Source organism: Enterobacter sp. S-33 (assembly GCF_028735835.1).
In the GTDB taxonomy this organism is placed as follows: Bacteria; Pseudomonadota; Gammaproteobacteria; order Enterobacterales; family Enterobacteriaceae; genus Enterobacter; species Enterobacter vonholyi.
The window spans coordinates 3,272,759-3,284,320 of record NZ_CP117838.1; the positions used below are offsets into that span (position 1 = coordinate 3,272,759).

General features: G+C 55.4%; 13 protein-coding genes. 1 reads left to right on the forward strand and 12 read right to left on the reverse strand.

What is annotated here, in order from left to right; translation table 11 throughout:
- The first annotated feature begins 6 nt into the window (after positions 1–6).
- Complete coding sequence (locus PUP35_RS15445; protein WP_271368567.1) at positions 7–516, forward strand: GNAT family N-acetyltransferase; 510 nt, start codon at positions 7–9, stop codon at positions 514–516.
- A 48-nt stretch (positions 517–564) separates the two neighbouring features.
- Here PUP35_RS15445 and hisP read toward each other — a convergent pair whose 3' ends face one another.
- The 12 genes from hisP to PUP35_RS15505 all read right to left on the reverse strand — a co-directional run bounded on the left by hisP (position 565) and on the right by PUP35_RS15505 (position 11,550).
- Entirely contained in the window at positions 565–1,338 is a 774-nt protein-coding gene (gene hisP / locus PUP35_RS15450) for a histidine ABC transporter ATP-binding protein HisP (RefSeq protein ID WP_014832781.1), read from the reverse strand.
- Between the two features lie 8 nt (positions 1,339–1,346).
- Positions 1,347–2,063, reverse strand: a complete 717-nt coding sequence (locus PUP35_RS15455) for an ABC transporter permease (RefSeq protein ID WP_008502590.1) — start codon at positions 2,061–2,063, stop codon at positions 1,347–1,349.
- Positions 2,060–2,746, reverse strand: a complete 687-nt coding sequence (locus PUP35_RS15460; protein ID WP_014832782.1) for a histidine ABC transporter permease HisQ — start codon at positions 2,744–2,746, stop codon at positions 2,060–2,062. The genes PUP35_RS15455 and PUP35_RS15460 overlap by 4 nt, the downstream gene beginning before the upstream one ends.
- A gap of 88 nt (positions 2,747–2,834) precedes the next feature.
- Positions 2,835–3,617 carry a histidine ABC transporter substrate-binding protein HisJ gene (hisJ, locus tag PUP35_RS15465; protein ID WP_126303491.1) on the reverse strand — a complete coding sequence of 261 codons (783 nt, stop codon included), beginning with the start codon at positions 3,615–3,617 and terminating at the stop codon, positions 2,835–2,837.
- Between the two features lie 226 nt (positions 3,618–3,843).
- Positions 3,844–4,626 (reverse strand): lysine/arginine/ornithine ABC transporter substrate-binding protein ArgT, encoded by a 783-nt coding sequence (gene argT / locus PUP35_RS15470; RefSeq protein WP_023616063.1) that lies wholly within the window; start codon positions 4,624–4,626, stop codon positions 3,844–3,846.
- Between the two features lie 313 nt (positions 4,627–4,939).
- Entirely contained in the window at positions 4,940–5,509 is a 570-nt protein-coding gene (locus PUP35_RS15475) for a UbiX family flavin prenyltransferase (RefSeq protein ID WP_274240434.1), read from the reverse strand.
- 89 nt (positions 5,510–5,598) lie between these two features.
- The gene (purF, locus tag PUP35_RS15480) at positions 5,599–7,116 is read right to left on the reverse strand and encodes an amidophosphoribosyltransferase (protein WP_021241570.1); all 1,518 of its coding nucleotides are present in this window, start codon (positions 7,114–7,116) and stop codon (positions 5,599–5,601) included.
- A gap of 33 nt (positions 7,117–7,149) precedes the next feature.
- A complete protein-coding gene (gene cvpA, locus PUP35_RS15485; protein WP_000262116.1) occupies positions 7,150–7,638 on the reverse strand; it encodes a colicin V production protein in 489 nt (162 codons plus the stop codon).
- A 165-nt stretch (positions 7,639–7,803) separates the two neighbouring features.
- Positions 7,804–8,502, reverse strand: a complete 699-nt coding sequence (gene dedD, locus PUP35_RS15490) for a cell division protein DedD (RefSeq protein WP_111965258.1) — start codon at positions 8,500–8,502, stop codon at positions 7,804–7,806.
- Positions 8,492–9,760, reverse strand: a complete 1,269-nt coding sequence (gene folC, locus PUP35_RS15495) for a bifunctional tetrahydrofolate synthase/dihydrofolate synthase (RefSeq protein WP_274240441.1) — start codon at positions 9,758–9,760, stop codon at positions 8,492–8,494. The genes dedD and folC overlap by 11 nt, the downstream gene beginning before the upstream one ends.
- A 70-nt stretch (positions 9,761–9,830) precedes the next feature.
- Complete coding sequence (accD, locus tag PUP35_RS15500) at positions 9,831–10,736, reverse strand: acetyl-CoA carboxylase, carboxyltransferase subunit beta (protein ID WP_111965256.1); 906 nt, start codon at positions 10,734–10,736, stop codon at positions 9,831–9,833.
- Between the two features lie 154 nt (positions 10,737–10,890).
- The gene (locus tag PUP35_RS15505) at positions 10,891–11,550 is read right to left on the reverse strand and encodes a DedA family protein (protein ID WP_008502599.1); all 660 of its coding nucleotides are present in this window, start codon (positions 11,548–11,550) and stop codon (positions 10,891–10,893) included.
- Positions 11,551–11,562 lie beyond the last annotated feature (12 nt).

Genomic DNA, 11,562 nt, shown 5'->3' on the forward strand with positions numbered 1-11,562 from the left:
GTAACAATGGCAACCATCACCACACCCCGGCTTTACCTCACCCCTTTCGAACCCACTGACTGGGCCTTCTTCCGCTCGCTACGAGAAGATCGCAGTATCATGCGCTACATGGCCGCCATCGCCCCGGAAAAAGAGACCCGACGCGTGTTTGCCGCGCGACTCGCTGCTGCTCATGTGTTTGTTATTCGCGCGCGGGATGATGATACGCCGCTGGGCGATATCGGCCTGCAAATCAGCGCAGAGAATCGTGAAGAGGCGGATATCGGCTATACGGTTGTGCCTGCCGCGCAGGGCAAAGGTATCGCCAGCGAAGCGCTGCGCGCGGTGTGTGATTATGCGTTCAACCAGACCGGCGTGAAAGCGATTAACGCGTATGTCCTGGCGGACAACGGCGGGTCGGTGCGGGTGCTGGAGAAAGTCGGGTTCGTGCGTACGCAGGTGCTGGAAAAGGCGTATGAGATTGACGGCGTGCGCTATGACGACTGGGTGTACAGGTTGGAGTGCGGTGCGGCCTGATGCCCTCACCTCGCCCCTCCCCCATAGGGAGAGGGGGAAAGACAAAATCTACTTCAACGACCCCTTCAGGAACTGTTGCAAACGCGGGCTTTGCGGGTTCGCCAGCACTTCGTCCGGGTGCCCCTGCTCTTCAATTTTCCCCTGATGCAGGAAGATAACATGGTTCGAGACGTTACGGGCGAAGCCCATCTCGTGCGTCACCACCACCATCGTTTTGCCCTCTTCGGCCAGCTTCTGCATGATGCGCAGCACTTCGCCAACGAGTTCGGGGTCCAGCGCGGAGGTCGGTTCGTCGAACAGCAGCACCTCGGGTTCCATCGCCAGCGCGCGTGCGATGGAGACACGCTGCTGCTGACCGCCGGAGAGATGCACCGGGTATTTCATCTGCTGGCGCTCGTCGATGCCCACTTTCGCCAGGTATTTCACCGCGCGCTCGCGAGCTTCATGCTTGCTCAGGCCCAGCACCTGAACCGGCGCTTCCATCACGTTCTCCAGCACCGTCATGTGGCTCCAGAGGTTGAAGTGCTGGAACACCATCGTCAGGCGGGTACGCAGCAGGCGTAGCTGATTTTTATCCGCAACCTTCAGCTGGCCGTCTTTGTCACGCACCAGGTTAATATTCTGCCCGCTCACCACAATCGAGCCTTCGCTCGGTTTTTCGAGGAAGTTAATGCAGCGCAAGAAGGTACTTTTCCCCGAGCCGGATGAGCCGATGATACTGATTACGTCGCCAGCATTTGCCTGCAGCGACACCCCTTTCAGCACTTCATGTTCGCCGTAGCGTTTGTGCAAATCAATAACGTTTAATTTGTTCTCAGCCATCATCTTTCTCAGTGCGTCGAAGAAGGTTTTATATGCTGCAACCAGCGTTTTTCAGCCTTACGGAACAGGCTAATCAGAACATAAGAGATAATTAAATAGAGCACCGCCGCAATGCCAAACGCGGTAAACGGCTGATAGGTCGCGGAGTTAATATCGCGCGCGATTTTGAGCAGATCCGGCACCGTCGCGGTAAAGGCGAGCGCGGTGGAGTGCAGCATCAAAATCACTTCGTTACTGTACGCCGGTAACGCAATACGCAGGGCCGACGGCAGAATGATGCAGCGATAGAGTTTGACCGACGAGAAACCGTAGGCCCGCGCAGCTTCTATCTCACCGTATGGAACCGAACGAATCGCCCCCGCGAAAATCTCGGTGGTGTAGGCGCAGGTGTTGAGCGTCAACGCCAGCACCGTACAGTTCAGACCGCTGCGGAAGAACGCATTCAGCATCTCAGTGCCTTTTACGATCTCAAGCGTATACATCCCCGAATAGAACACCAGCAGCTGCACGTACAGCGGCGTACCGCGAAATACGTAGGTGAACAGCCAGATCGGGAACTGGATGAATTTATTGTTCGACACGCGGCCAATGGCGAGAAACACCGCCAGAATACCGCCCATCACCACGGAGGAGATCAGCAGCCAGAGGGTAATCGCCACGCCGGTAAAGCGGTAGCCATCTGTCCACAGCAGCGATTTCCAGTATTCCTGAATAATCTCAATCACAGGTCAGCCCTCTTCACACCCACGGAGTAGCGACGCTCGAGAAGAAGCAGCACACCATTGGAGACGGTCGTAAAGACCAGATAGATCACGCCGCAGACCACCGCAAAGTAGAACGGCTCCCAGGTGCTCTTGCCCGCCAGCTGAGTCGCTTTCACGACGTCTTCCAGACCGAGCAGCGAGACCAGCGCCGTGGCTTTAAGGATAACCTGCCAGTTGTTGCCGATGCCCGGGAGCGCATAGCGCATCATGGCCGGGAACATAATCCGACGAAACGTTTGTGAAGAGGTAAAACCAAATGCGGTTGCCGCCTCAATGTGGCCTTTCGGCACGGCCATGTAGGCGCCGCGGAAGGTTTCGGTGAAGTAGGCGCCGTAGATAAAACCGAGGGTAATAATACCGGCCACCATCGGGTCGATATCAATTTGTCCCATGCCCATCGCGTCCGTTACGCTGTTCAGCGCAATCTGCAGACCGTAAAAGATAAGCAGCATCAGCACCAGATCGGGAACGCCGCGAATAAGCGTGGTGTAGCCTTCAAAAATCAGCGCCAGCGGTTTGTTAGCCGAAAGCTTCGCCCCTGCGCCTGCCAGACCTATCAGCACCGCCAGCACCACGGAGCTGATAGCCAGCTCAAGGGTGACAAGCGCGCCCTGTAAAATAACGCCAGAAAATCCGTACAGCATACCGCGAGCCCTGTCGTATCGTGAGTGGTGGAACCGTGTCTTTTCCCCTCCCGCAGCGGGAGGGGCCGCACGTTATTTGACGGGGCGATTAGCCGCCGTAAACATTAAAATCAAAGTACTTTTTCGCCAGCTTGTCGTAGGTACCGTCAGCACGCATTTCAGCGAACGCTTTGTTCAGCGCCTCACGCAGCTCGTTGTCTTCTTTGCGCAGGCCCATACCGGTGCCCACACCAAACAACTTCACGTCCTTAATGGACGGGCCGCCAAACTTGTAATCTTTACCCACCGGCGTTTTCAGGAAGCCTTCGCTTGCCGCGACTTCGTCCTGGAATGCCGCATCAATTCGGCCTGCCGTCAGGTCAGCGTAGATATTTTCCTGGCCCTGATAGGAGACGATTTCAATCCCCTTCGGCGCCCAGTGTTCGTTGCCGTAGGTTTCCTGCGTGGTGCCCTGCAGCACGCCGACGCGTTTGCCTTTTAGCGACTCCAGCGTTGGCTGAATGTCAGAAGCTTTAGCTACCACCAGACGTGAATCGGCCGCATAGAGTTTGTCGGTGAAGGCAATCTCCTGCTGGCGTTTTTCGGTGATGGAGAGCGAGGACATGATTACGTCGATTTTTTTCGCTTTCAGGGACGGGATCAGCGCATCCAGCGGGTTCTCAACGTAGGTACACTGTGCTTTGATGCGTTTGCACAGCTCGTTGGCCAGATCGATGTCAAAACCGACCAGTTCACCCTTTGAATTCTTCGATTCGAACGGCGCATAGGTTGGATCGGTACCAATTCGGATTTTCTGCGGAATGGCTGCGAATACCGCGGTGGCGCTGGAAAAGGCCAGTACCAGAGATAGTGACAACACGAGTTTTTTCATATTTATCCTCAACAAACTGTCTTCATACGGGATTTTTACGACGACGGGGTGGTGCTAATGTGCCATTAATCCCCTCTGCCAGGCAAAGACTAATGCCCTTCAGGCGGGAATTTTTGCATTATAAATGCGTAAGTATGCACAAAGCGATCCAATACAGTGCATTTAACGCACTGTATTGGGTCAACCGCTCCCGCAACGCACCTCTCCGGTGCGTTACCGCCAGGTGTTATTCACCGTATACGTTGAAGTCGAAGTATTTCTTCGCCAGTTTGTCGTAAGTACCGTCTTTACGCAGCTCTGCAAAGGCTTTGTCGAAGGCGGCTTTCAGCTCGGTATCATCCTTACGCAGGCCAATACCGGTGCCGTCACCAAAGTACTTTTTGTCTTTTACAGACGGGCCAGCAAACGCGAATTCTTTGCCCGCAGGCTGCTTCAGGAAGCCTTCGCTCGCGGCGACTTCATCCTGGAATGCAGCATCCAGACGGCCTGCCGCCAGGTCAGAGTAAATCAGATCCTGGTTCTGGTAAGCCACCACGTCTACGCCCTTCTCACGCCAGTTAGCATTGGCATAGCCTTCCTGCGTCGAGCCCTGAAGCACGCCGACGTGTTTGCCCTTCAGAGAGTCGATGGTGGGCTTAATCGGGGAGCCTTTCGGCGCAATCAGGCGAGAATCCGCGGCGTAGAGCTTGTCAGAGAAGGCAATCTCCTGCTGACGTTTTTCGGTGATGGAGAGAGAAGAGATAATGGCGTCAATTTTCTTGGCTTTCAGCGACGGGATTAACGCGTCAAAGTCGCTGCCCACCCATGTGCATTTCACCGCAATGCGCTTGCACATTTCATTACCCAGATCGATATCAAACCCTACGAAATCACCTTTCGCATCCTTGGAAGAGAATGGCGCGTAGGTTGCGTCTGTACCGATACGAACCGTCTGTGGAAGCGCTGCGTAGCTACCTGCTGCCGCACTTAACCCCACGAGCAAAGACAGAGCCAGAACCGTCTTCTTCATACATTTACCCTCAAGTACCGTGATTTTATTATGTATTGTGTTGTGTGTTGTGTGTTGTGTTGTGTTGTGTTGTGTTGCAGGCTTCATCTTGCAGGTCTTATGCCACATTGCCGTCTGGTCAAAACTTCGACGTTAAATATGTTAATAAAACGTTGCGATATTGCCTTAATGGTGAAAGATAGCAGGTCTGCCGAACGAACCGGAAAGAGAAAAAGGGAAAAAACGAATTAAATGTCGAGGATATGATCGCCGTTGCATAATTGCCCTGAAACAGGGCAACTTGTCTTTTCATGCACCTGTTTTGTGCACAGATTCAGGCTCCCTGCCAGCGGGTGAAGAGATCGTCGGGCAGGTCGATGTCAAACTGATCCAGCACGCGGTTAACGGTCTGATTAATCACGTCATCCAGCGAGGTCGGGCGATGATAGAACGCGGGTACCGGCGGCATGATGACAGCCCCCAGCTCCGCAGCCTGCGTCATTAAGCGCAGATGGCCCAGGTGCAGCGGCGTTTCCCGCACGCACAGCACCAGGGGACGCCGCTCCTTCAGCACCACATCCGCCGCGCGCGTCACCAGGGTGTCCGTATAGCTGTTCACAATGCCGGAGAGCGTTTTAATTGAACAGGGCAGGATAACCATGCCGGCCGTTTTAAACGAGCCTGAGGAGATGCTGGCAGCGATATCACGGGCATCGTGAACGACATCCGCCAGCGCCTGAACATCGCGCAGGGAGAGATCGGTTTCCAGAGAGAGGGTCTGCCGCGCCGCCTGGCTCATCACCAGATGGGTTTCGACGTCCGCCACGCTACGCAGAACCTGTAACAAACGTACGCCGTAAATCGCGCCGCTGGCGCCGCTGAGCCCAACAATGAGTCGTTTCATGATTTTCGCCCTTACTGATTTCAGGGCAGACTGTGCAGGATTTTGCGGGGAGTTGCAAGTGAGGGCATTCGCCCTCACCTGCCGGAGCATCAACCTTCGTTGTGCATCTCTAAGCTTTCGAGATCGTTCTGCAGCTGGACGGCTTTGGCGTCGTCGTTGCGCAGTGAATCAAGATAGTCGAGGTACTGCTGGTCAACGTCTTTGGTCACGTAAATACCGTTAAACACGGAGCATTCAAACTGCTGAATTTCCGGATTCTCGGCACGCACCGCGTCGATGAGATCGTTCAGATCCTGGAAAATCAGGCCGTCGGCACCGATGATCTGACGAATTTCATCCACTTCACGACCGTGAGCGATCAGCTCGTTGGCGGTTGGCATATCAATACCGTACACGTTCGGGAAGCGAATCTCCGGCGCAGCAGAGGCCAGGTAGACTTTCTTCGCACCCGCTTCGCGCGCCATCTCGATAATCTGCTCAGAGGTGGTGCCGCGAACGATGGAGTCATCCACCAGCAGAACGTTCTTGTCGCGGAACTCCGCGCGGTTGGCGTTCAGCTTGCGGCGCACGGACTTACGGCGCAGATGCTGCCCCGGCATGATAAACGTGCGGCCAACGTAGCGGTTCTTCACGAAGCCCTGACGGTATGGCTTGTCCAGAATGCGGGCGATCTCCAGCGCGATATCGCAGGAAGTTTCCGGGATAGGAATAACCACGTCGATGTCAAGATCGTCCCACTCACGGGCAATCTTCTCGCCCAGCTTGGTGCCCATGTTGACGCGCGCGCTGTAGACGGAAATCTTGTCGATGAAGGAATCCGGACGGGCAAAGTAAACGTATTCAAACAGGCACGGGTTGCTGACCGGGTTATCGGCACACTGGCGGGTAAACAGCTGACCCTTCTCGGTGATGTAGACCGCTTCTCCCGGCGCAACGTCGCGCAGGAATTCGAAGCCCAGGGTATCCAGCGCCACGCTTTCAGAGGCAACCATATATTCAGTACGGCCATCGCCAAGGTCGCGCTTGCCGAGCACCAGCGGACGAATGCCGTTAGGATCGCGGAAAGCTACCATGCCGTGACCGATGATCATCGCCACGCAGGCGTACGCGCCGCGGATCTGGCGGTTTGTCGCGGCAATGGCAGCAAAGATGTTGTCTGCTTCCAGCGGATAGTGACGGAAGTTATCCAGCTCGCTGGCGAACACGTTGAGCAGGATTTCAGAATCAGAGGTGGTGTTAATGTGGCGACGTTTCTCTTCGAACAGCTTTTTACGCAGCTCATGCGCGTTGGTCAGGTTGCCGTTATGAGCAAGGGTGATGCCATACGGTGAGTTGACGTAGAAAGGCTGTGCCTCAGAGGCGCTGGAACTGCCAGCAGTAGGATAACGAACGTGACCGATCCCCATATTACCTTGCAGACGCTGCATATGGCGGGCTTCAAACACATCGTTTACCAGGCCATTCGCCTTGCGTAAACGGAAGCAGTTGTTTGCATCAATGGTGATGATACCCGCAGCATCCTGCCCACGGTGCTGAAGCACCGTTAACGCGTCATAAATCGACTGGTTTACCGGCATGAAACCGGCGATACCGACAATACCGCACATTCGTCTTTTCCTCGTTAAGCCACATCTCAGGGTTTATGCCCTGGGCAAAAAACTCGACGAGCTTTGCAGATAGTCAAAGAACCATCTGATGATGAAGCTGAACTCTGGAATGAGCTGCGATTTCTGCCAGTCTTCGCTTTTGGAGAACCCGGTGAAGGTATCCAGGAAGAACAGGATCGCGGCCACAATCAGCACGCCTCGCAACGCTCCGAAACAGATCCCGAGCACCCTGTCCGTTCCTGACAGACCGGTTTTCTCGACCAGCTGACCTATCACGTAATTCACGATAGCGCCGACAATCAGCGTTGCGATAAACAGCACCGCGATGGCAATTCCGTTTCGGACCAGTTCATCTTCAAAGCCCGTGAACCAGACAGACAGGTAAGTGTAGTAATGACTGGCGACAAAGAAAGCACAACCCCAAGTCACCAGCGATAACGCTTCACGAACAAAGCCACGGATCAGGCTAACCAGACAGGAAAAACCAATCACCGCTATGATGGCGTAATCAATCCAGACCATATGTGTCCCACGATTTAACGCCCTGTCATCCAGTTCGGGGCGAATTCTAACAGAAAAAGAAAACGTTTGCGTAGGGATTTCCTTCCCGCGCGTAAATAAAAAAGGCGCTGAAAAAATGTTCAACGCCGTGGCTTATCGCCTCTCTCTTAAAGGAGCAGGTCGTACTTAGTTTGCGCTGTAGCCCATCACCACACCGCTCAGGCCGGAGATCTGCTTCAGCTCACCCAGCGACCCTTTCAGTTTGTCTTTAGACGCTTCTGGCCCCACGAGGATACGAGTAATTTTACCCTGCACCGGCGTGGAAGGTGAAGTGTAAACACGGTATCCCGCACTTCTCAGTTTGCTCACGACCTCGTTGACTTTGTCGGCGTTTTTCAGCGCACCGAGCTGCACCACGTAGGCTTTACCCGTTGGGGCAGCAGCGTCCTGCTGCGCCGGTTTTGCTGGCGGTGGGGTTTCTGACGCCGCGGCGAGCTGTTCTGCCGTTTTATCGCGCTGCGGTTTCGGCTGCGGCTTCTCAACCGGCTTCGGTTTTTCAACCGGTTTAGGCTGCTCTACCGGCACCGGATCGATATCGCTGCTGCTCGCTGCCGCCAGGCGAGACGGATCGAGCGACGGTGCTGCGGCATCGCCCGCGCGCACCTCTTCCGCCGCGCCTTCCGGTGGCTGAGCAGGCAGCGCCTGCGTCGCCGCGGGCAGCATATCCGGCTCATCGCGGTCACCCGGTTTAGGCACCAGCGGAATAGCGGCAAACTCATCCTGATAATGCTTTTTCTGCCCGTCGAGCAGCCCGGGAAGAATAATCACCCCGAGCGCGACCAGCACAATGGTTCCTGTTAAACGGTTCTGAAACTTACTCGCCACCGGTTCTCCCCGCGTCCATCACTTCCATGACATGTGCCACCGTGTGGAATGAACCACACACCAGCACGGTATCTTCTGGTTTAGCATCCGCCATCGCGGCATGCCAGGCCTGAGCCACGCTACTGTAGATTGCGCCTTTGCCGAGATGTTCCATCAACTGCTCGGCCGTCGCGCCGCGCGGCCCTTCCAGAGGAGCACAATACCAGCTATCGACCACACTCTCCATGCAGGCCAGCGTCCCGCCGATATCTTTATCATGAAGCATACCGATAACCGCCAGCACGCGCCCGGTTTTTGGTAACGATTTGAGACGTCCCGCGAGATACGCCGCCGCATGCGGGTTATGCGCCACGTCCAGAATCAGGCGCGGTGACTCGCTGACAATCTGGAAACGCCCGGGCAGAATTGCGCTCTGAATGCCGTTGCGGATTGCCTGCTCGCTCACCACCAATCCGCTGGCGCGCAGCGCCGCCAGCGCGGTGGCCGCGTTCGGCTGCGGAACCTGCGGCAACGGCAAGTTATCCAGTGCCCCCTGCGCGTCGCTAAAGCGCCAGCCGTTGTTCTGAACCTCATACTGCCAGTCAACGCCGCGGCGCAGCAGACGCGCGCCCTTCTCGTTTGCTACGTCAGCAATAGTGTGCGGCATATCCGGCTCGCCGACCACGGCGGGTTTATTTGCCCGGAAAATACCGGCCTTCTCGCGGCCAATGCTTTCACGATCCGGACCCAGCCAGTCGATATGATCCAGCGCGATGCTGGTGACCACCGCCACATCTGCATCCACGATATTGGTTGCATCAAGACGCCCGCCGAGGCCAACCTCAAGGATCACCACATCCAGCTGCGCCTGTTTAAACAGCCACAGGGCCGACAGGGTGCCGTATTCAAAATAGGTTAATGAGATCTCACCGCGCGCGGCTTCAATTTCCGCGAACGACGCCGTATGCGCGGATTCCGGCAGTTCGCGATTTTGCACGCGAACCCGCTCGGTGTAGCGGACCAGGTGTGGAGAGCTATAAACGCCTACCCTGTAACCGGCCGCCATCAGGACGGACTCCAGCGTGCGGCAGGTCGTGCCTTTACCGTTGGTCCCTGCGACGGTGAACACGAAAGGTGCCGGTTTGAGCACATCTAGACGCGTGGCAACCTGGCTCACCCGTTCAAGCCCCATATCGATGGTTTTACTGTGCAGGTTTTCCAGATAAGAAAGCCACGCGGCCAGGGGCGACGTGGCTTGGGGAATGCTTTTATTTTCCATAATGCCCGGTTGTCATTAACAGATTAGAAAGCAAAAGGGCAGCGCCAACCGGCCCTGCCCTTTTCAGTTATCAGGCCTCGGGTTCCTGATCCGGTACCACCACGCCTTCGCGCGGCTCATCCGGGTTTGGCGCTGGCAGATTCATCAGCTTCGCCAGGATGCTCGCCAGCTTCAGGCGCATTTCCGGACGGCGGACGATCATGTCGATGGCGCCTTTCTCGATGAGGAACTCACTGCGCTGGAAGCCCGGCGGCAGTTTTTCACGAACGGTCTGCTCGATAACGCGAGGACCCGCAAAGCCGATCAGCGCTTTTGGCTCAGCGACGTTCAGGTCGCCCAGCATCGCGAAGCTCGCGGAGACGCCGCCCATGGTTGGGTCGGTAAGCACGGAGATGTACGGCAGACCGCGCTCCTGCATCTTTGCCAGCGCTGCAGAGGTTTTAGCCATCTGCATCAGGGACATCAGCGCTTCCTGCATACGTGCTCCGCCGGAGGCAGAGAAACAGATCAGCGGACAGTTGTCTTCCAGCGCCTGCTCAACGGCACGCACGAAGCGCGCACCGACCACGGAACCCATTGAGCCGCCCATAAAGGAGAACTCAAACGCAGCGGCAACAACCGGCATCCCATGCAGGGTGCCTTTCATGACGACCAGCGCGTCTTTCTCGCCGGTCTCTTTCTGTGCGGAGGCCAGACGATCTTTATATTTCTTGGAATCGCGGAACTTCAGCACGTCTTTTGGCTCAAGCTCGCTGCCCAGTTCTACCAGAGAACCTTCGTCCAGCAGGCTATGCAGGCGGTTGCGCGCCGACATACGCATATGGTGGTCACACTTCGGACACACCTCAAGGTTGCGTTCCAGCTCTGCGCGATACAGAACCTGACCGCAGCTATCACACTTCGTCCATACCCCTTCAGGAATGCTCGCTTTGCGCGTTGGGGTAATGTTGCTTTTAATTCGTTCAATCCAGCTCATTGATAACCTTTCTGCCTGAACCTGGTCGTATGCCAGTTTTGCTATAAGAGGCGAATAATGCCATTTTTGCCTCCAACAGACCATGAATGTTGCACATTAAAACATAACAGCCCGAAACTTTGGATAAAAAAGTGGTCGAACCGCCAGCGTGCATTTACTTCGCTTGTTTTGCCGCCGCACGTTTGTGACGAATAATTTCGATAACGCCAGGCAGTACGGAAAGCACAATTATCGCTACAATCAGTAACTTAAGGTTTTCCTGAACCACAGGGAGATCGCCAAACAGGTAGCCTGCGTAGGTAAACAGCAGTACCCACAGCAGCGCCCCCACGACGTTATACATGGCAAAATGACGATAGGACATATGTCCCATTCCCGCCACAAACGGTGCAAATGTGCGCACAATAGGCACAAAACGCGCAAGGATAATGGTTTTACCGCCATGGCGTTCATAAAACGCATGGGTTTTATCTAAATAGCTGCGACGGAAAATTTTCGAATCCGGATTGCTGAAAAGCCGCTCACCGAATACGCGACCAATCGTATAGTTGACCGCATCACCGACAATGGCGGCAATTACCATCAGCACAACCATAAGATGCACGTTCAGGTCATTGGTGGGTAACGCCGATAACGCCCCGGCAACGAACAGCAGTGAATCCCCTGGCAGGAATGGGGTAACGACCAGACCGGTTTCACAAAACAGAATGAGGAACAGAATGGCGTAAACCCAGACGCCGTACTGCGCGACCAGCTCCGCCAGGTGAACATCAATATGCAGAATGAAATCAATCAGAAAACGTATTACGTCCATATTGTCTAAGCC